General features: G+C 65.7%; 19 protein-coding genes. 6 read left to right on the top strand and 13 right to left on the bottom strand.

Annotation, left to right across the window (positions count from 1 at the left end):
* Positions 1–6: 6 nt before the first annotated feature.
* Together E1J61_RS25890 and E1J61_RS25885 are read right to left on the bottom strand one after the other, a co-directional pair.
* Positions 7–840 carry a phosphate/phosphite/phosphonate ABC transporter substrate-binding protein gene (locus E1J61_RS25890; protein ID WP_133096812.1) on the bottom strand — a complete coding sequence of 278 codons (834 nt, stop codon included), beginning with the start codon at positions 838–840 and terminating at the stop codon, positions 7–9.
* Complete coding sequence (locus E1J61_RS25885) at positions 837–1,838, bottom strand: ornithine cyclodeaminase family protein (protein ID WP_133096811.1); 1,002 nt, start codon at positions 1,836–1,838, stop codon at positions 837–839. Before E1J61_RS25885 ends, E1J61_RS25890 begins: the two co-directional genes overlap by 4 nt.
* A 115-nt stretch (positions 1,839–1,953) precedes the next feature.
* On the opposite strand from E1J61_RS25885, the gene E1J61_RS25880 reads away from it, so the two are divergent.
* The gene (locus E1J61_RS25880; protein WP_133096810.1) at positions 1,954–2,841 is read left to right on the top strand and encodes a LysR substrate-binding domain-containing protein; all 888 of its coding nucleotides are present in this window, start codon (positions 1,954–1,956) and stop codon (positions 2,839–2,841) included.
* A gap of 34 nt (positions 2,842–2,875) precedes the next feature.
* Here the strand turns inward: E1J61_RS25880 and E1J61_RS25875 are convergent, their stop codons facing one another.
* Genes E1J61_RS25875 through E1J61_RS25865 form a run of 3 tightly spaced genes read right to left on the bottom strand, consistent with a single transcriptional unit; the run spans position 2,876 to position 5,297 of the window.
* A complete protein-coding gene (locus E1J61_RS25875; RefSeq protein WP_133096809.1) occupies positions 2,876–3,145 on the bottom strand; it encodes a hypothetical protein in 270 nt (89 codons plus the stop codon).
* On the bottom strand, positions 3,142–4,554 hold the full coding sequence (locus E1J61_RS25870) for a LutB/LldF family L-lactate oxidation iron-sulfur protein (RefSeq protein ID WP_133096808.1): 1,413 nt from the start codon (positions 4,552–4,554) through the stop codon (positions 3,142–3,144). The genes E1J61_RS25875 and E1J61_RS25870 overlap by 4 nt, the downstream gene beginning before the upstream one ends.
* A 17-nt stretch (positions 4,555–4,571) precedes the next feature.
* A complete protein-coding gene (locus E1J61_RS25865) occupies positions 4,572–5,297 on the bottom strand; it encodes a (Fe-S)-binding protein (protein ID WP_133096807.1) in 726 nt (241 codons plus the stop codon).
* Between the two features lie 233 nt (positions 5,298–5,530).
* On the opposite strand from E1J61_RS25865, the gene E1J61_RS25860 reads away from it, so the two are divergent.
* From E1J61_RS25860 to E1J61_RS25850, 3 genes are all read left to right on the top strand, one after another.
* Complete coding sequence (locus E1J61_RS25860) at positions 5,531–6,316, top strand: IclR family transcriptional regulator (RefSeq protein WP_029047693.1); 786 nt, start codon at positions 5,531–5,533, stop codon at positions 6,314–6,316.
* A 146-nt stretch (positions 6,317–6,462) separates the two neighbouring features.
* Positions 6,463–7,191, top strand: a complete 729-nt coding sequence (locus E1J61_RS25855) for a FadR/GntR family transcriptional regulator (protein WP_133096806.1) — start codon at positions 6,463–6,465, stop codon at positions 7,189–7,191.
* Positions 7,192–7,213: 22 nt separating this feature from the next.
* On the top strand, positions 7,214–8,626 hold the full coding sequence (locus E1J61_RS25850) for an FAD-binding oxidoreductase (RefSeq protein WP_133096805.1): 1,413 nt from the start codon (positions 7,214–7,216) through the stop codon (positions 8,624–8,626).
* A 65-nt stretch (positions 8,627–8,691) separates the two neighbouring features.
* On the opposite strand, the gene pbpG is transcribed toward E1J61_RS25850, so the two are convergent.
* Positions 8,692–9,711: a D-alanyl-D-alanine endopeptidase gene (gene pbpG / locus E1J61_RS25845; protein WP_371704747.1), complete on the bottom strand. Its 1,020-nt coding sequence runs from the start codon at positions 9,709–9,711 to the stop codon at positions 8,692–8,694.
* Between pbpG and E1J61_RS38915 the strand changes: the two genes are divergently transcribed.
* Positions 9,677–9,940, top strand: coding sequence for a hypothetical protein (locus E1J61_RS38915; RefSeq protein WP_371704746.1), 264 nt, complete (start codon positions 9,677–9,679; stop codon positions 9,938–9,940). The two genes, pbpG and E1J61_RS38915, sit on opposite strands and share 35 nt — an antisense overlap.
* Before the next feature lie 220 nt (positions 9,941–10,160).
* On the opposite strand, the gene E1J61_RS25840 is transcribed toward E1J61_RS38915, so the two are convergent.
* The 4 genes from E1J61_RS25840 to E1J61_RS25825 all read right to left on the bottom strand — a co-directional run bounded on the left by E1J61_RS25840 (position 10,161) and on the right by E1J61_RS25825 (position 13,287).
* Positions 10,161–10,874 (bottom strand): nitroreductase, encoded by a 714-nt coding sequence (locus E1J61_RS25840; RefSeq protein WP_133096803.1) that lies wholly within the window; start codon positions 10,872–10,874, stop codon positions 10,161–10,163.
* Between the two features lie 25 nt (positions 10,875–10,899).
* Entirely contained in the window at positions 10,900–11,346 is a 447-nt protein-coding gene (locus tag E1J61_RS25835; protein WP_133096802.1) for a thioesterase family protein, read from the bottom strand.
* 97 nt (positions 11,347–11,443) lie between these two features.
* Complete coding sequence (locus E1J61_RS25830; protein WP_133096801.1) at positions 11,444–12,370, bottom strand: DMT family transporter; 927 nt, start codon at positions 12,368–12,370, stop codon at positions 11,444–11,446.
* Positions 12,367–13,287 carry a histone deacetylase gene (locus tag E1J61_RS25825; RefSeq protein ID WP_133096800.1) on the bottom strand — a complete coding sequence of 307 codons (921 nt, stop codon included), beginning with the start codon at positions 13,285–13,287 and terminating at the stop codon, positions 12,367–12,369. The genes E1J61_RS25830 and E1J61_RS25825 overlap by 4 nt, the downstream gene beginning before the upstream one ends.
* Positions 13,288–13,653: 366 nt before the next feature.
* Between E1J61_RS25825 and phaP1 the strand changes: the two genes are divergently transcribed.
* On the top strand, positions 13,654–14,232 hold the full coding sequence (gene phaP1 / locus E1J61_RS25820; RefSeq protein WP_133096799.1) for a TIGR01841 family phasin PhaP1: 579 nt from the start codon (positions 13,654–13,656) through the stop codon (positions 14,230–14,232).
* Positions 14,233–14,585: 353 nt separating this feature from the next.
* Here phaP1 and lpdA read toward each other — a convergent pair whose 3' ends face one another.
* The 3 genes from lpdA to E1J61_RS25805 all read right to left on the bottom strand — a co-directional run.
* Positions 14,586–16,373, bottom strand: coding sequence for a dihydrolipoyl dehydrogenase (gene lpdA, locus E1J61_RS25815; protein WP_133096798.1), 1,788 nt, complete (start codon positions 16,371–16,373; stop codon positions 14,586–14,588).
* Between the two features lie 33 nt (positions 16,374–16,406).
* Positions 16,407–17,036 (bottom strand): MFS transporter, encoded by a 630-nt coding sequence (locus E1J61_RS25810; RefSeq protein WP_133096797.1) that lies wholly within the window; start codon positions 17,034–17,036, stop codon positions 16,407–16,409.
* A 76-nt stretch (positions 17,037–17,112) separates the two neighbouring features.
* Positions 17,113–18,126: dihydrolipoyllysine-residue acetyltransferase (locus E1J61_RS25805; RefSeq protein WP_133096796.1), on the bottom strand; the 1,014-nt coding region annotated here is incomplete at its 5' end.

Genomic DNA, 18,126 nt, shown 5'->3' with positions numbered 1-18,126 from the left:
CGTTGCCTATCCCGTGCCCCGCTCTGCAGCGGCGGGACCGGTCAGCGCAAAGCTCGCGCGATCCGCTTCATTCGCCATCGCGGGCAGGCAGGCATAGTCGCCCGGCTGCACCTCAACGAAGCGCGCCAGTTCCAGCGACGCCAGCAGCGCGGTGCCGGCGGCATCCTCATGCATTCCCAGCAATGCCGCACGCACGCGAGCACACTGCTGCGGATCGGTTCCCGCCGACGCGACCAGCACCGGAATCGGTGCGGGCGGCGTCAGCGCCAGCGTCTTCAGCTGCGCGGCAAGCCCCGGGTCATAGCGGCGCAGCAGGTCCATCACATAGCTGTCGATCACCCCCACGTCGGCATCGCCAGCAAGCACGGCATCGATGACCTCGCGCGGAGTTGGCGTGGCCATCGCAGCGGGCCGGTACAGCGACTGCGTACCCGCCGGTGCCAGCCGCATCAGGTAATGGCGCGGCGCGTTATAGCCCGAGTTCGACTCAGGCAACATGCATGCCAGCCGCCCGCCGAAGGTTTGCGCCAGGGACTGCACCGGCGCATCGGCGCGCACGATGAACTCCGTGAAATAGGCCGGCCTTTCGCCATAGCGCGCATGCGACGGAACCGGCGCGGCCAGCAACTGCGGCGTAACCGGCGCGCTCGCGTACGGATAGCCACACATGAACACGCAGCCGTAGTCCGGCCGCGCCCACAGCGCGCTGACCGGCGCCGGCGCGGGATGCCCGACATACGGCAACGCAACGCCCGCGCGCTCGGACACGCGCGCCAGCAGCGCGCGCCATGCCGCTTCGGCCTGCGGCGTTACCGCGTACATGCGGGCATTGGCAATCATGCGTACACCAGCTTCTGGCCCAGCCCGCGCTGCTCGGCCTTCTTCAGGATGGCATGTCCCAGCGCGATATCGCTGAGCGACAGGCCGCGGTGCCAGAACAGGTTGGTTTCGTCGTCGCTCTGGCGGCCGGGCTTGCGGCCGGCGGCGATCTCGCCCAGTTCGGCGTAGAGCGTCTGTTCCGACAGCTTGCCCGCTTCGACATGCGCGCGCAGCGAGCCGAACATGCCGCCCTTGCACTGGCCCCAGTCGTCCACCACCATCCGCGTCATGATGTCGGTCAGCGACAGCTCGACCGCGCTCATGGTGCCGTAGGGCACGACGAACGCACCGGGCTTGATCCATTCGGTCTTGAGCATCGGCGTCGGGCGCTCCAGGCGCGACGCCTCGACCACGATGTCGGCGCCGCGCACGCACGATTCCCAGTCGTCCGTCACCACGATCTTCTTGCCGAGATCGCGCTCCAGCCGCGCGGCAAAGGCATTGCGGCTTTCCGGACGGCGCGAATGCACGCGAATCTCGTCGAAGTCATAGAGGCTGTCGAGCAGGCGCACATTCCAGTACGAGGTGCCGCGCGCGCCGATATGGCCCAGCACCTTGCTGTCGCGGCGTGCCAGGTGCTTGGCGCCGAGCGCGGTCAGCGCGCCGGTGCGGGCATCGGTGATGAAGGTGGCGTCGATCACCGCCACCGGCATGCCGGTGCGCGGATCGAACAGGTTCAGCATGGCCATCTCCGAAGGCAGGCCGAGCTTGTAGTTGTCGACGAAATCGCCGACGACCTTGACGCCGGCCAGCCCCAGCGGCGCCACGTAGCCGCGCAGCACGTTGAAGTGGCCGTTGAAGGCCGGGTCCGGCATCAGGTGCACGCGCGGCTCGATCACGGTCTGGCCATTGCCCTGCGCAACCAGTGCCTGTTCCACCGCATCGATGATTTCGGCATCGGTCATTTCCAGCCGCGCAATGTCCCGGCCGTTGAGATAGGTGAGATGAATGTCAGCCATACGGTCCCCGCTCTCCAGATCAGTGTGTGGTGTGTCGATGGAGTCCAGTGTAGGGTTGGCGCCCTTGACTGTCATATGCTTATATATCCGCCTGCCTTAACATCAGGTTAATGCCATGAAAATGAACCTGCGCCAGATCGAAGTCTTCCGCGCGGTAATGCTGACCGGATCGATCAGCGGCGCATCGAAGCTGCTCTATGTGTCGCAACCGGCCATCAGCCGGCTGATGTCGCACACGGAACAACGGCTCGGCCTCGAACTGTTCCGCCGCACCAAGGGGCGGCTCTACCCCACGCCGGAAGCGCGGCGGCTGCTGGGCGAAGTCAATGCGGTCTATGAAGGGATCGAGCGCGTCAACGAGATCGCCGAGGATCTCGCCGCCAACCGGACCGGCAGCCTGCGCATCACATGCAGCCCCAACCTGGGGCAGACCGTGCTGCCGCGCGCGATCGCCAGCTTCCGCGCCGCGCACCCGGCGGTGCGCGTGGTGGTGCGCACGCAGATCCCCGGCAACATGTTGCGTGCGCTGCTATCGGGACAGGTGGACCTGGCGGTGTCGAACATGCCGCTGACGCACCCTAACCTGGAGGCGCGGCTGCTGGTGAAGAACGAGATCGTCGCGCTGGTGCCGGTGGAACATCGGCTGGCCACGCGCAAATGGGTGCGTCCCGCCGACCTGATCGGCGAAGACCTGATTGGCTATGGACCCGATGTGCCGTTCGCGCTGCTGGTGCACGAGATGTTCGGCAACGATGGCGACCAGCCCGACATGCGGGTGCAGGTGGAGCAGGCCCATGTGGCGCGCGCGCTGGCGCAGGCCGGTGCCGGCATCGCGCTGGTCGATGCCATGACGGTATTCGGCGCGAACTGGCCCAATATCGTCGCCGTGCCGATCCGCACCAGGGTCAATGCCTCGGTGCAGATCTTCCATGTGCAGACGGAGCCGCTGTCGCGGCTGTCGCTGGAGTTCGTGGAGACGCTGACGGGGATGATGAAGCGTTGAGCCGCGGGGGCGGCTGCGGCGAGGCGTATCGGCCTCAGGCCGTGGCCGCCTTGTCCAGCCACCGCGCCAGCTGGTCCGTCACCGCGCTGCTCGAGAACGAGCAGCTGTCCTGCGCAAACACCGCCGACATCTCCAGCCTGCGCAGCAGCTCTTCCATCGCCTGCCCATAGACGGGGGGCAGCGCCAACCCGCTGCCGGCATCGCGCCATGCACGCACGAGTTCCTGCGCGGGCATGGCCCCGGCGACGTGCCGGTCCAGTGCGGCGCGCATGCGCGCCAGCGTTTCCGTGTTGGCTGCGCTCATGAACGCGCCCTCCTTTCCTTGTAGAGTTCGCGGAACGTACGGCCCGACGGGGCCGGCATGTCGCGGGTTTCGGTCCAGCCCTTGCCGGCCATCGGCAGGCTGGTGATCAGCTTGTTGCCGCCGCCCATGCGGCCCAGCCACCAGGCACCGATGCGCGTGGCAAAGGCATACAGGTCGGGCCGCTTGGCCACGTAGCCCCAGGCCTTCAGCGCAAAGCGCTCCTGCCACGGTCGCAGGCCGCGTTCCATTTGCTTCTCGCGCAGCTTGCGCAACAGGTCCGACAGCGGGATCGAAGCCGGACAGACCCGATTGCACTCGCCGCACATGGTCGCCGCCTGCGGCAGGTCCACCGCATTCGCCAGGCCTACGTAACTGGGCGTCAGCACGCTGCCCATCGGCCCCGGATAGACCCAGCCATAGGCATGTCCGCCGATCTTCTGGTAGACCGGGCAATGGTTCATGCAGGCGCCGCAGCGGATGCAGCGCAGCATCTCCTGGAAATCGCCACCGATCAGCCCCGAGCGGCCGCCGTCGACCAGCACGAAGTACATATGCTCGGGGCCATCGCGCTCGCCTTCGGCACGCGGGCCGGTCAGCAGCGAGAAGTAGTTGGAGATCGCCTGGCCAGTGGCCGAACGCGGCAGCAGGCGCATGACCGTGGCCAGGTCTTCCAGCGTCGGCAACACCTTCTCGATGCCGGTCACGGCCACGTGCACGCGCGGCATCACCGTGCACATGCCTTCGTTGCCTTCATTGGTAACCACCGCGACCGAGCCGGTCTCGGCGATGATGAAGTTGCCGCCGGTCACGCCCATGTCGGCCGACAGGAATTCCGGGCGCAGCACCTCGCGCGCCTCGCGGGTCATCTCCGGGATATCGGTCAGCCGCGGCTTGTGGTGAACCTTGGCGAACAGGTCGGCGATCTCGTCCTTGTCCTTGTGCACCACCGGCGCAATGATGTGCGATGGCGGCTCCGAGTCGTTGATCTGCAGGATGTACTCGCCGAGGTCGGTCTCGATGCTCTGCACACCCATCTCGCCCAGCACCTGGTTCAGGCGCATTTCCTCGGTCACCATCGACTTGCTCTTGATGACCTTCTTCACGCCGTGCTTCTGCGCGATCTCGGCGACCAGGCGCGCGGCGTCGGCGGTGGTCTCGGCGAACAGCACCGTGGCGCCGCGCCTGGTGGCGTTCTGCTCGAACGTCGCCAGCCAGACATCGAGGTTTTCGAGCGCGCGGTTGCGGCGCTCCTTCAGCGCCTCGCGCGTGGCGTCGAAGTCGATGTCGCGGATGGCATCGGCGCGTGCCGTGACGAACTTGGTCGAGAGCTTCTTCAGGTTCTGCTGCAGGCGCTGGTCGGCCAGCTTCTGGCCGGCGCGCGCCTTGAATTCCATACTGTGGACTTGCATCGTGGCGTCTCTCGTTGTCAGGCGTCGCCGGCCAGCACCTGGGCGATATGCAGCACGCGGGTCTGGCTGTCGCCGGTGCGGCGCAGCCGGCCTTCGATATTGAGGATGCAGCCCAGGTCGCCCAGCACCACCGCATCGGCGCCGCTGGCCTTGATGTTGGCGCATTTCTCGTCGACGATGGCCGTCGAGATATTGCCGTACTTGACCGAGAACGTGCCGCCGAAGCCGCAGCAGGCTTCGCAGTCCTTCATCTCGGTGAGCTGGACGCCGGGCAGGCGCGACAGCAGTTCGCGCGGCTGTTGCTTGACGCCCAGCTCGCGCAGGCCGGAACAGGAATCGTGGTAAGTGATATGGCCGGCAAAACCGGACGGCAGCGTCTCGACGCGCGCAACGTTGACCAGGAACTCGGTCAGCTCGTACACCCGTTCGCGCAGGCGTTCATAGCGGCCGTTCAGCTCCGGATCGTCGCGCAGCAGGTCACCGTAGTGGTGGCGGATCATGCCGCCGCAGCTTCCCGACGGGACCACGATGTAGTCGAACATCTCGAACTCGCGCAGGAATTTCTCGGCGAGATCCCGCGACACGGGGCGCTCGCCCGAGTTGTATGCCGGCTGGCCGCAGCAGGTCTGCGCCTCGGGCACCATGACCTCGTAGCCCGCGGCTTCCAGCAGCTTCAGCACCGAAAATCCGATCTCCGGACGCATCAGGTCCACCAGGCAGGTGGCGAACAGACCGACTCGCATTGTTGGCTTCTCCAGACCCCAAAACCCCGCAATTATGCGCGCCTTGGGCCGCGCGTGGCGCACAAGCGGTTCATCGCCGGCATGAATGCGGTGCGAAACACATCACTTTCCCAGGCGACATCACGGGGCGATTCTTACCGTAATGTCATTTCACCTATTGAAATTTTCACGATGCGAGATAGAATCAGGCAGATACTTAAAAATGCCGCAAAGCAACATTCTCTCTTTCCACTATGTCCGAAGCAGACAAGTCACCCGGCAAGACGTCCATCCAGGTCATCGAGCGCATGATGACCCTGCTGGACGCCCTCGCACAGCACGCCGACCCGGTCAGCCTGAAAGAGCTGTCGCTGGCCACGGGCCTGCATCCTTCCACCGCGCACCGCATCCTTAACGACATGGTGGCCTGCCGTTTCGTCGATCGTTCCGATCCGGGCAGCTACCGTCTTGGCATGCGCCTGCTGGAACTGGGCAACCTGGTCAAGGCTCGACTGTCGGTGCGCGACGCTGCGCTGGCGCCGATGCGCGCGCTGCACCGCGTGACCGGGCAAACGGTCAACCTGTCGGTACGCCAGGGCGACGAGATCGTGTATATCGAGCGCGCCTACAGCGAGCGCTCCGGCATGCAGGTGGTGCGCGCCATCGGCGGCCGCGCGCCGCTGCACCTGACCTCGGTCGGCAAGCTGTTCCTGGCCGCCGACGAGTCGGCACGCGTGCGCAACTACGCCACCCGCACCGGCCTGGCCGGGCATACCCGGACCTCGATCACGGACCTGACCAAGCTGGAGCGGGAGTTGAACTGGGTCCGCACCAATGGCTACGCCCGCGACAATGAAGAACTGGAACTGGGCGTGCGCTGCATTGCCGCCGGCATCTACGACGACTCGCGCCGGCTGGTGGCGGGCCTGTCGCTGTCGGCCCCGGCTGACCGGCTCCAGGACAGCTGGCTGCAGAACCTGAAGGAAACCGCGCTGCAGATCTCGCGCGGCATGGGCTACGTGTCCGAAGCCGCGGCCTGAGCGCCGGCATTCATTCGAGAGCGCGACGACGCGCGGGCCGCCAGCAATGGCGGCCCGCGCGTTTTTACTTCCGGCATCGGGCACATTGATTCATATAGGTTTACCCTTAGTTTTCTGATAACCAGAAAACCTTATAATCGACGGCCATGCGAACCCGTGCCGTCACCCTCACCGAACAGGTCACCCGCCAGTTGCGCGCCGATATCGAAAGCGGCGCGTACCCGGTCGGCACCCGGCTGCCGACCGGCAAACAGCTCTCGGAGCAATATGGCGTCAGCGCCGCGGTGATCCGCGAAGTCACCGAGCACCTGCGCTCGCAGGGCTTTGTCGAGACGCGCCAGGGCGTGGGCTGCACGGTGCGCTCGCGGACCGGCGCGGCGGGGTTCCAGCTGCCGCGCGAGCCCGATATCGACGCCGCCGGCCTGGCTGACCTGTACGACCTGCGCATCGACCTGGAAGGCGCCGCGGCCGCGCTCGCGGCCGTGCGCCGCACCGATGACGACGTCGCCGCGCTGGCTGCGCTGCTCGAGCGGCTGCATGCCCACCTCCACGACGGGCAGCCGGCAACCGATATCGACGCGGCCTTCCATATCGGCATCGCCGCGGCGACGCATAACCCGTATTACCGCCAGTTGCTGCAGTACCTGAACCTGCAACTGCACCAGGCAGTCGCCACCGCGCGCGCCAATACGCTGCGCCAGCCTGGGCTGGCCGAAGGCGTGCAGGCCGAACATGAAGCCATCGTCGACGCGATCCGCCGCGGCGACCCCGACGCAGCCCGGACCGCCGCGGTCACCCACCTGCGGAACGCGGCGCGGCGTCTTGGCCTGACGCTGCGCGCGCGCACCGCCAGCCCTTCCCCCGCGCAGCCCTGACACCACGGAAACACCGAACATCATGCAAACCGCTCATTTCGCCCAACGCCTCGCCGAAGCGCTCGGCCCCGACACTGTTCTGACCAACCCCGACGACATCGCTCCGTGGCTGTCTGACTGGCGCGGCATCTATCGTGGGCAGGCGCAGGCAGTGGTGCGTCCGCGCAGCGTGGAACAGGTCTCGCGCGCGCTGGCGCTGTGCCAGCAGGCGGCGGTGCCGGTGGTGCCGCGCGGCGGCAATACCGGCCTGTGCGGCGGTGCTACGCCTGACGGTCAGGCGGGCAACGTGGTGCTGAGCCTGGACCGCATGAATGCGGTGCGCTCGCTCGACACCATCGCCAACACCATGGTGGCCGAGGCCGGCTGCATCCTCGGCAACCTGCGCCGCGCCGCGCAGGAGGCCAACCGGCTGTTGCCGCTTTCGCTGGCGGCCGAGGATTCGTGCCAGATCGGCGGCAACCTGGCCACCAATGCCGGCGGCGTCAACGTGGTGCGCTATGGCATGGCGCGCGAGCTGGTGCTGGGCGTCGAAGCCGTGCTGCCCAACGGCGAGGTGTTCAACGGCTTGCGCACGCTGCGCAAGGACAACACCGGCTACGACCTGAAGCAGCTGCTGATCGGCTCGGAAGGCACGCTGGGCGTGATCACGGCGGCGGCCCTGCGGCTGTTCCCACGCACCGATACGCGCAGCGTGGTGCTGGCGGCAGTAGCCTCGCCAGCGCAATCGCTGGAACTGTATGAACTGCTGTTCGAGCAGTGCGGTGCGCGCCTGCAGGCATTCGAGTTCTTTACCGGCGAGTGCCTCGACCTGGTGCTGATGCACGCGGAAGGCGTGCAGGAACCGTTCGCGCAGCGCTATCCCGCCTATGTGCTGGTCGAACTGGCAGACACCACGGATGAGAATGCGCTCAACGCGCTGCTGGAGCGCGTGATCGGCGAAGCGCTGGAGCGCGAACTCTGTCTCGACGCGGCGGTCTCGGCATCGCTGGCACAGCTGCAGGCGCTATGGAAACTGCGCGAGGAAATCTCCGAGGCACAGCGCGCCGATGGTCCGCACCTGAAGCACGACGTGTCGCTGCCGATCGAACAGATCCCGGCGTTCATGGCGTCAATGGCAAGCCGGCTGCGCGCGCTCGACCCGGCGATCCGGCCCTTTGTCTTTGGCCACTTCGGCGATGGCAATCTGCACTACAACCTGTCGCGCCCGGCAGGCGCCCCCAAGGACTGGGCAGCGGCCCAGGGCGAGACTGTGACTGACGCGGTGCTGGATGAAGTAATGCGCTACGGCGGCAGCATCAGCGCCGAGCACGGCATCGGCCAGCTCAAGCGCCATGCCTTCCTGGCGGTCAAGGATCCGCTGGAATTGCGGCTGATGCGAGAGATCAAGGCGGTATTTGATCCGGCCGGGATCATGAACCCGGGCAAGCTGCTCTGAGCGCTGTCGCGCTGGTACAAAAAAACGCGCCGGGATCCGGCGCGTTTTTCATTGCAGGTCAGCGATCAGATACCACGCCCCTGCTGCGAAGCCAGGATCGCGTGCGCGCCGCCCGGACGCTGCGTCAAGTTAGGGGAAGAGGGAAAGCCCTGCGGGTGCTGCGACGGCGCATGCTCCAGCCAGTCCTTGACACGGTTGGCATCGGCAAAGCGCGACAGCTTGCCCGCCGAATCCAGGAACACCATCACCACATTGCGGCCCTGCACGCGTGCCTGCATCACCAGGCACTGGCCTGCCTCGGAGATAAAGCCGGTCTTCTGCAGGCCGATATCCCAGTTGCCGCCGCGCACCAGGCGGTTGGTGCTGACATAGTGCTGCGTGCGGCCCAGCACGTTGACCTCATGCTCGGTCTGGGTCGAGAACTCGCGGATGGTCGGGTTGCGGTACGCGGCGTTGACCATGCGCACCAGGTCCATCGCGCTCGACACATTACTGCTCGACAAGCCGCTCGAGTCGACAAAGTGGCTGTCGTTCATGCCCAGCTCGCGCGCCTTGCGGTTCATGGCCTGCACGAAAGACGGCAGCCCGCCCGGATAGTGGCGGCCCAGCGCCGAAGCGGCACGGTTCTCGGACGACATCAGCGCCAGCAGCAGCAGTTCCTGGCGGGTCAGCTGCGTACCAAAGCGCAGGCGCGAGCTGCTGTGCTTTTCGGTGTCGCGGTCTTCCTCGGTGATGGTCAGCACTTCATCCATCGGCAGGCGCGCGTCCATGACCACCAGCGCGGTCATCAGCTTGGTGATCGAGGCGATCGGCAGTACCGCCGAGGCGTTCTTCTGGAACAGCACCTCGTTGGAGCCCTGGTCCATCACCAGCGCCACGCTGGAGCGCAGCGCGAGCGCGTCATCGGTGTCGCGCAGCCCCATCGCCTCGCCCAGCGATGGCTTGGCGGGCGTGAACACGGCGCGCACCGGCGCCGCGCGATGCGCGGCCACGACCTGGCGCTTGCCGTTTTTCAGCACGATCACCTTGCGGCCGGAACCGGCTTCGCTCTTGGCAACCTTGCTGGTGCGCGACTTCGCGCTCACAGCCTTGGAAGCGGATTTTTTGGTGACTTTAGCGTTAGTTGCCTGCTTTTTAGACGCTTTTTGCGTGCTTGCGGACGTACTGGCAGCTTCGGCGACGGGAGCTGCAACCATCGACACCGACACCAGCACCGCGGCGGCAACGGCGGACAAGGGCGTGGAGCCGAAGAATCTGGAAAAAATGGAATCAGACCGAAACATGATTCGTTCAGCGCATGAGGAATGGCGCTAGTGTAGGAAATTAAGAAATTGTTAGCAAGATTAAAGACTTACAGACGCTCCTTAAAGTTCGATTTGCAAACATTTCCACATGGTGGAAAAAGATGACCACAGGTCACGTCCGCAAACGAACTACAATCGCTCCGCCTTGCTCACCCCAGTAACAATCACGGCCAATACGGCAATTCGCTCTCTATATCGGCAGCAATCGTTACACATTGATACAAACCTCTCTATGAGAGGAAACGCGCAAACCCGCTCACCGGTTCCCGTTCGGTGGTCATGCGATTTTCCGGCGCGTCCGGATCGGCAAATCCCAGCGACATGCCGCACACCACCATTTCCTCCGGCGGCAGCAGCAAGTGGCTGGCAATGATCTTGTGGAACTGCGTGAACGCCGCCTGCGGGCAGGTATCCAGCGCGCGCGCCCGCGCGGCAACCATGATGCTTTGCAGGAACATGCCGTAGTCGAGCCAGCTGCCCTGCTCCATGATGCGGTCGATGGTAAAGATCATTCCCACCGGCGCATCGAAGAAACGGAAGTTGCGCGCGTGCTGCTCATGCATGCGCGCCTTGTCCTCGCGGCTGATCTCAAGCAGGCCGTACAGGTCCCAGCCCACCTTGCGCCGTCGCGCCAGGTAGGGGTTGGCCCATTCGCGGGGGTAGTACGGGTATTCCTCCAGGTACTTGCTGTCGCGCTCGGGGTCTTCGTAAGCGGCAAGCACATCGGCGCACAACTTTGCCTTGGCTTCTCCCGACAGGACATAGACCCGCCATGGCTGCGTATTGGTGCCGGAGGGAGCGCGGCTGGCGACGGCCAGAATGTCTTCCACGGTCTCCCGCGGCACGGGCGTATCGAGAAAGGCCCGCACCGAACGCCGTGTCAGGATCGCACGATCCACGCACGCCACGGCGTCCTGCGAACCCGGTTTCATCTCGAGGGACATCTTGTTCGTCTCCATTGCCCCGCTGTCACCCTTGCGCGCCTGCGACCGCCAGCGGCAGCAGCGCCTCGCGCAGCGGCGCCGGCAGCGGTACCGGCCGGCGCGTGGCGCGATCGACATAGACGTGGATGAAATGCCCCTGCGCGGCGGCAACCTCGTTGTCGCCGCTGAACAGGCCGACCTCATAGCGCACGCTCGACGTGCCGAGCCTGGCGACGCGCAAGCCTGCGACCACGGTCTCCGGGAAGCTGAGCGACGAGAAGTAGTTGCACTGCGTCTCGATCACCAGCCCGATTGTCTTGCCCGACTCGAGATCGAGCGCACCCTGCCGGATCAGGTAGGTATTCACCACGGTGTCAAAATAACTGTAGTAGACAACGTTGTTAACGTGGCCATAGACATCGTTATCCATCCAACGTGTCGTGATCGGCTGGAAGTACGGATAGGCACTGCGCGGGTCGGCTTGTGGCTTCATGGGGCGAGCAAGGAACTGGGCAAGAACGGAAAAGGGAAACGGAGTGCGCCAGCGCAACCGTTGACGCGTTCGCGCCTGCGAAACGAACGCACCAGCGCTACCTGCGGATGACCAGTGCCACCCCTGACGCAGCAAGCACCATGCCCGCGGCGGCCAGCGGCGGGAAGCGTTCGCCGAAGAGCAGCCAGGCCATCACGGCAGTGGTTGGCGGCGTCAGGTACATCAGGCTCGACACCCTGGTTGCCGCGCCCTGGCGGATCAGCACGAACAGCAGCGAGATGGCGCCGATGGACAACGCCACCACCGACCACGCCAGCGCGCCGATCATGGCGGCGGTCCATTGCACGCCGCGGGTCTCGAACAGGAACATGAACGGCAGGCAGGCGAGCGCGGCGGCGCCGAACTGGATCACGGATCCCATGCGCAGGTCGAACACCGGGCAGAAGTGCTTCTGGTAGACCGTGCCGACGGTAATGCTGAGCAGCGCGCCGACCGCCAGCGCCAGGCTTGCCGGCGTCAGCGAGCTGGTGCCGAGCTTGTTGCCCACCACCAGTGCCACGCCGGCGATGCCCAGGAGCAGGCCCAGCCACTGGCGCCCGCTGATGCGCTCGCCCAGCCGCGCGGCGATCAGCGCGGTCAGGATCGGCTGCATGCCCGCGATCAGCGCCGACACGCCGGCCGGCATGCCGAGCTTGATCGCCGCCCACACGCCACCAAGGTAGCCGCCCTGCAGCAGCAAGCCCGCCACGGCAAGATGGCCGACCACGCGCCAGTCGGTATGTGTCGAGCCGGCCGCGCGCGGCAACGGCACGCCGGCCAGCAGCACGAACGGCACCATCAGCACCAGCACGCCGGCAAAGCGCAGGAACAGGAATGTCATCGGTTCCGCATACGGCATGCCGTACTTGGCAACGATGAAGCCGGTGCTCCAGATCAGCACGAACAGCCACGGCATCGCCGCCACCCATGCCGTCTGGCGGGTGCCCGCGCCCACCGCGCGGCCGGGTTCTGCCGCAGCGCTCATGACACCCCCACCAGCGTGCCGTGGCGGGCATGGTATTGCGCGGCCAGGCGCACGGTCTGCACGTGGACCGCGACCGTGTCTTCGATCTGGTTGCCGTAGCCACCGGCCATCGCCACCGCCACCGGCAGTCCGCGCGCCATGGCGGCGTCGAATACCAGTTGGTCACGCCGCGCCAGGCCGGCGAAGCTCAGTTTGAGCCGCCCGAGCCGATCGCCCTCGTGCGGATCGGCGCCGGCCAGGTAGATCAGCAGGTCGGGCGCGAAGCGGCTGAATAGCGTATCCAGTGCCGCCTGCAGCGCACTGGCAAAGCCATCGTCGTCGCAGCCGTCCGGCAGGCCGACGTCGAGGTCGCTGGCTTCCTTGCGGAACGGGTAGTTTTTCTCGCCGTGCAGCGACAGCGTGAACACGGTGGGGTCGCCTTGCAGGATCGACGCCGTGCCGTTGCCCTGGTGCACGTCGAGATCGACCACCGCCACGCGGCGCACGTCGCCGTCGCGCTGTAGCACGCGCGCCGCAATGGCAGCGTCGTTGAACACGCAGAAGCCGCCTCCCTTGTCGGCATACGCGTGATGCGTACCGCCCGCGAGGTTCACGGCAACGCCTTCGCGCAAGGCCGCCCGGCACGCCTCGATGGTGGCACCGGCAGAGCGCCGCGAGCGCTCGACCATGGCTTCGGACCACGGGAAGCCGATTTCGCGCTGGCGGGCGGCATCCAGCGTGCCGGCGGAAGCGGCCTGTACGTATTCCGGCGTATGCGCCAGCAGCAGGGCATCGTCGCCGGCGCGCGGCGCCTCGGCCAGGCGCAGGCCAGGAATCTGGGTTGCGACCGAGTCGCGCAGCATGCTGTACTTGCGCATCGGGAAACGATGTCCCGGCGGCAGCGGCAACACGAAATGGTCGGCGTAGAAGGCGAGCATGGGTCGGCCTGTGCGGTTCTGTTCACGTCTTGTCGGTTTTCGCAGGCGGCGGCCAGCCGTACAGCGAGGCAAGCCGCGATGTTAGCATCGCTCACCATCCCTCGCCGCCCTGCCGAAATGCCTGCTGCGGCACAAAATCAGCGCACCGCCACAATCTTTTTGTGCGACGCACAAAATGCGCTTGACATTAAACCTGGCTTCCCTAGAATTGGAATTGTTGCGGCGCATCAAAGCATCGGGCGCGGCACACAACCACCCACACGCGCCTGGGCTGGCCGAAACGGGAAACACCGTCACGGCCCTGACATCTAGGCGGCTTATTTTTGTATTTTGCTTGACCTTGAAGTTCACCACTGGAGACCAGCAATGATCCTGACCCCGGAACAAGTCGCAGCAGCGCAAAAAGCAAACCTGGAAACGCTGTTCGGCCTGACTACCAAGGCATTTGAAGGCGTCGAAAAGCTTGTCGAACTGAACCTGCAGGTCGTGAAGACCACGTTCGCCGAAAACGTGGAAAACGCCAAGAAGGCGCTGTCGGCCAAGGACGCACAGGAACTGCTGGCCCTGCAGGCCGCAGCCGTGCAACCGGTCGCCGAGAAGACCCTGGCTTACACCCGTCACCTGTACGAAATCGCTTCGGAAACCCAGAGCGAGTTCACCAAGGTGGCCGAGGCCCAACTGGCCGAAGGCTCGAAGAACGTGCAGGCGCTGGTCGAGAACTTCGCCAAGAACGCCCCGGCCGGTTCGGAATCGACCGTGGCCATCGTGAAGTCGGCGATCTCGGCTGCCAACAACGCCTACGAGTCGGTGCAGAAGGCGACCAAGCAAGCCGTGGAAATCGCTGAAACCAACTTCCAGGCCGCTGCTTCCGCCGCCACCAAGGCTGCCCAGCAAGCCAGCGCCACGGCCCGTACGGCCACGGCGAAGAAGGCTACGGTTGCCTGATAGCTGTTTGCCTTGACGATGGACCGGCTCCGGCCGGTCCGTTGGCAAAGCGCATCGAAGCGGAAACCTGCCGGTGTGTTTTGCCAACGATGAAGGTGGTGTCCCGACCGAGGATAGCGGCACTGCCTAGTCTGCCGATGTCTCCTCGGTACCGCGGTCTCCTTGTCCAAAGGTATCGTTAAAGCCTGGCCTGCAAAGGCCGGGCTTTTTTTTGGTTTTTCTCTTTCCCGCTTGTGCAGCGCCCCGCCCTGTTGGCCCCTAGTGTGGTGGGCTCGGGCTTCTGGCGGTTAATTGCATTATCGCGCAAAAAAAGAACCCGCCCGGAGGCGGGTTCTGCGCTTGCTGCGGAATCCTCAGCGCTTGCGCGGCGGCGGCACGTCGGTACAGGTACCTTCGTAGATCTCAGCCGCCATGCCGATCGATTCGCCCAGCGTCGGGTGCGGGTGGATGGTCTTGCCGATATCCACCGCATCGGCGCCCATCTCGATCGCCAGGCACACTTCGCTGATCAGGTCGCCGGCGTGCGTACCCACGATACCGCCGCCGATCACGCGATGCGTTTCCTCGTCGAAGATCAGCTTGGTAAAGCCCTCGTCGCGGCCATTGGCGATGGCGCGGCCCGAAGCGGCCCACGGGAACACACCCTTGCTGTACTTGATGCCCTGCGCCTTGCACTCGTCTTCGGTCAGGCCGGCCCAGGCCACTTCCGGATCGGTAAAGGCCACCGACGGGATCTGCTTGGCATCGAAGAACGCCTTCTCGCCATGCGCGGCTTCCGCGGCCACGTGGGCTTCATGCACCGCCTTGTGCGCCAGCATCGGCTGGCCGACGACGTCGCCGATCGCGAAGATATGCGGCACGTTGGTGCGCATCTGCTTGTCGACGTTGATAAAGCCGCGGTCGGTCACGGCCACGCCCGCCTTTTCGGCGGCGATGCGCTTGCCGTTGGGCGCGCGGCCCACCGACACCAGCACCAGGTCGTAGCGTTGCGCCTCGGCCGGGGCCTGCTCGCCCTCGAACTTGACGTAGATGCCGTCCGGTTTGGCTTCCACCCCGACCGTCTTGGTATTCAGCATGACCTTGCCGAAACGGTCCTTGTTCTTCTTTTCCCAGACCTTGACCAGGTCGCGGTCAGCGCCGCCCATCAGGCCCGGCAGCATCTCGACGACATCGATTTCCGCGCCCAGCGTGCTGTAGACCGTGGCCATTTCCAGGCCGATGATGCCGCCGCCGATGACCAGCATCTTGTTGGGCACTTCCGGCAGTTCGAGCGCGCCGGTCGAGTCGACGATGCGCGGGTCTTCCGGGATGAAGGGCAGCTTCACCGCCTGGCTGCCGGCGGCGATGATGGCCTTCTCGAAGCGGATCACGGTCTTCTTGCCGGTGCTGCGCTTGCCCTCGCCCTCGGTCAGCTCGACTTCCATGTGGTGCGGATCGAGGAAGTTGCCGATGCCGCGCACCACCTGCACCTTGCGCGCCTTGGCCATGCCGGCCAGGCCGCCGGTCAGCTTGCCGACCACCTGGTTCTTGTAGTGGCGCAGGCCGTCGAGGTCGATCTTGGCTTCGCCGAACAGGATGCCATGGGCGGCCAGCGCCTTGGCTTCGTCGATCACGGCGGCGTTGTGTAGCAGCGCCTTGGAGGGGATGCAGCCCACGTTCAGGCAGACGCCGCCAAGCGTGCTGTAGCGTTCGACCAGCACGGTATTCATGCCCAGGTCGGCGGCGCGGAAGGCGGCCGAGTAGCCGCCGGGGCCGGCGCCCAGCACCAGCATTTCGCACTGGATATCGGCACCGCCGCTATGCGTTGCGGCGGCCGGCGCAGCGGCGGCCGGTGCCGCGGCAGCCTGCGCAGGCGCAGCGGCCGGAGCCGGAGCTTGCGCGGGCGCCGGTGCAGCGGCGGCGGCCTCGGCCTCCACGGTGCAGATCACCGCGCCCTGGCCGACCTTGTCGCCCACCTTGACCTTGACTTCCACCACCTTGCCGGCGACCGACGACGGCACATCCATGCTCGCCTTGTCGGACTCCAGCACGATCAGGGACTGTTCCGTCTCGACCGTATCGCCGGCCTTGACCAGTACCTCGATCACTTCCACCGCGTCGAAATCGCCGATATCCGGCACCTTGACTTCGATCACACTCATATTTGCTCCTCAATACGCGCCCGCCTCTCGGCTTCAGGGCGCGCCGTCGTTGTTGGTTGCCGCATCCGCCGCCGGCGCTGCGCCATTGTCTGCATCGTGCAGCCGCACCGTATGGACCTCGATCGGCCCCGATGAGCTCTTGTCGAACTCCACGCCCGCATCGACGCCGATGCGCGCGATCTCGCCCGCATCCAGGTCGGGCCGGTCATACACCGCGTGCATCGCGCCCAGCGCGTAGTTGCGGCCCGAGCCGATGCCCCAGAAACGGTCGAACGAAAACACCTCGCGATACGAATAGACGCCGAAGATGCCGGCCGGATTGGCGATCAGGCATACGATCTGCGACGACTCGTAGGGATCGTCCTCGTCTTCCTTGGTGTTGACGAAGTACTCCGTCTTCAGCTTCTCGTGCACCTTCAGGAAGGTGCGGAACACGTCGTCGCGCGAGTCCAGCCGGCACTCCTCGCCCAGGCCTGCCAGCAGCGTGCGCATGACCGGGAAGTGCGCGGTCGTCCCGGCCAGCGCGATAAAGCCGTCGCCGACCGGAAAGACCTTCTGGTTGCGCTCATACGCGCGCGACAGCCGCGTATCGCCGAAGGTGACCAGCGCGTCCGCCGCGATCGCCACCTCGGCGCCCTTCTTGACGACAACACAGGTAGTCATGGCTCGCTCCTCTGAATCAACTCAGGTGGCTGGCCTTTCGCACACCGGCAAAGCCGGTGTGCGTCGCGGCTGCTTTTTACAGCAGGATGCGGCGGAAGTCGGCCAGCAGTTGCGCGAAGTACGTGTTGAAGCGCGCAGCCTCGGCGCCGTCGATGACGCGGTGGTCCCACGACAGCGACAGCGGCAGCGTCAGGCGCGGCGCGAACTGCTTGCCGTCCCACACCGGCTTCTGGAACGACTTGCACACGCCCATGATGGCCACTTCCGGCGCGTTGATGATCGGCGTGAAGTACGTGCCGCCGAGGCCGCCCAGCGACGAGATCGAGAAGCAGCCGCCCTGCATCTGGTCCGGCTTGAGCTTGCCGTCGCGCGCCAGCTTGGCCAGCTCGCTCATTTCCTGGCTGATCTCCAGCACGCCCTTCTTGTCGGCGTCCTTGATCACCGGCACGACCAGGCCATTCGGGGTGTCGGCGGCGAAACCGATGTTGAAGTACTTCTTCAGCACCAGGTTGTCGCCGTCGAGCGAGGCATTGAAGTTCGGGAACTTCTTCAGCGCCGCGACCGTGGCCTTGATCATGAAGGCCAGCATGGTGACCTTGATGCCGGACTTCTCGTTTTCCTTGTTCAGCTGCACGCGGAAGGCTTCCAGCTCGGTGATGTCCGCTTCGTCATGGTTGGTGACGTGCGGGATCATGACCCAGTTGCGGTGCAGGTTGGCGCCGGAAATCTTCTTGATGCGAGACAGGGCCTTGCTTTCCACCTCGCCGAAGCGGGTGAAATCGACCTTCGGCCACGGCAGCAGGCCGAGCTCGCCACCGCCGCCGCCAGCCGCGGCAGCCTGGGCCGGCGCGGCGGCCTGGCCGGTCATCACGCCCTTGACGTAGTTCTGCACGTCCTGCTGCGTGATGCGGCCCTTGGGGCCCGTGCCGGCCACGCGCGACACGTCGACGCCCAGCTCGCGTGCGAACTTGCGCACCGACGGGCTGGCGTGGGCGGCCTTGCCGCTTACGCCAGCGACGGCCGGCGCGGCGGCAGCCGCTGCTGCCGGAGCCGGGGCCGCCGCGGGCGCGGGTGCCGGGGCGGGCGCGCT

Origin of the sequence: Cupriavidus sp. L7L (genome assembly GCF_004353535.1) — a bacterium.
Lineage (GTDB): Bacteria > Pseudomonadota > Gammaproteobacteria > Burkholderiales > Burkholderiaceae > Cupriavidus > Cupriavidus oxalaticus_A.
This window is presented reverse-complemented; position numbering and strand designations above follow the sequence as displayed.

What these genes read in the sequence shown, in the direction of transcription:
- E1J61_RS25870 (WP_133096808.1), bottom strand. Translation starts at nt 4,554, where the DNA reads ATGCAAGTCCACAGTATGGAATTCAAGGCGCGCGCCGGCCAGAAGCTG.
- E1J61_RS25840 (WP_133096803.1), bottom strand. Translation starts at nt 10,874, where the DNA reads ATGTCCCTCGAGATGAAACCGGGTTCGCAGGACGCCGTGGCGTGCGTG.
- E1J61_RS25825 (WP_133096800.1), bottom strand. Translation starts at nt 13,287, where the DNA reads ATGCTCGCCTTCTACGCCGACCATTTCGTGTTGCCGCTGCCGCCGGGA.
- E1J61_RS25830 (WP_133096801.1), bottom strand. Translation starts at nt 12,370, where the DNA reads ATGAGCGCTGCGGCAGAACCCGGCCGCGCGGTGGGCGCGGGCACCCGC.
- E1J61_RS25890 (WP_133096812.1), bottom strand. Translation starts at nt 840, where the DNA reads ATGATTGCCAATGCCCGCATGTACGCGGTAACGCCGCAGGCCGAAGCG.
- E1J61_RS25810 (WP_133096797.1), bottom strand. Translation starts at nt 17,036, where the DNA reads ATGACTACCTGTGTTGTCGTCAAGAAGGGCGCCGAGGTGGCGATCGCG.
- E1J61_RS25835 (WP_133096802.1), bottom strand. Translation starts at nt 11,346, where the DNA reads ATGAAGCCACAAGCCGACCCGCGCAGTGCCTATCCGTACTTCCAGCCG.
- phaP1 (WP_133096799.1), top strand. Translation starts at nt 13,654, where the DNA reads ATGATCCTGACCCCGGAACAAGTCGCAGCAGCGCAAAAAGCAAACCTG.
- E1J61_RS25865 (WP_133096807.1), bottom strand. Translation starts at nt 5,297, where the DNA reads ATGCGAGTCGGTCTGTTCGCCACCTGCCTGGTGGACCTGATGCGTCCG.
- E1J61_RS25885 (WP_133096811.1), bottom strand. Translation starts at nt 1,838, where the DNA reads ATGGCTGACATTCATCTCACCTATCTCAACGGCCGGGACATTGCGCGG.
- E1J61_RS25850 (WP_133096805.1), top strand. Translation starts at nt 7,214, where the DNA reads ATGCAAACCGCTCATTTCGCCCAACGCCTCGCCGAAGCGCTCGGCCCC.
- E1J61_RS25875 (WP_133096809.1), bottom strand. Translation starts at nt 3,145, where the DNA reads ATGAGCGCAGCCAACACGGAAACGCTGGCGCGCATGCGCGCCGCACTG.
- E1J61_RS25860 (WP_029047693.1), top strand. Translation starts at nt 5,531, where the DNA reads ATGTCCGAAGCAGACAAGTCACCCGGCAAGACGTCCATCCAGGTCATC.
- lpdA (WP_133096798.1), bottom strand. Translation starts at nt 16,373, where the DNA reads ATGAGTGTGATCGAAGTCAAGGTGCCGGATATCGGCGATTTCGACGCG.
- E1J61_RS25855 (WP_133096806.1), top strand. Translation starts at nt 6,463, where the DNA reads ATGCGAACCCGTGCCGTCACCCTCACCGAACAGGTCACCCGCCAGTTG.
- E1J61_RS25880 (WP_133096810.1), top strand. Translation starts at nt 1,954, where the DNA reads ATGAAAATGAACCTGCGCCAGATCGAAGTCTTCCGCGCGGTAATGCTG.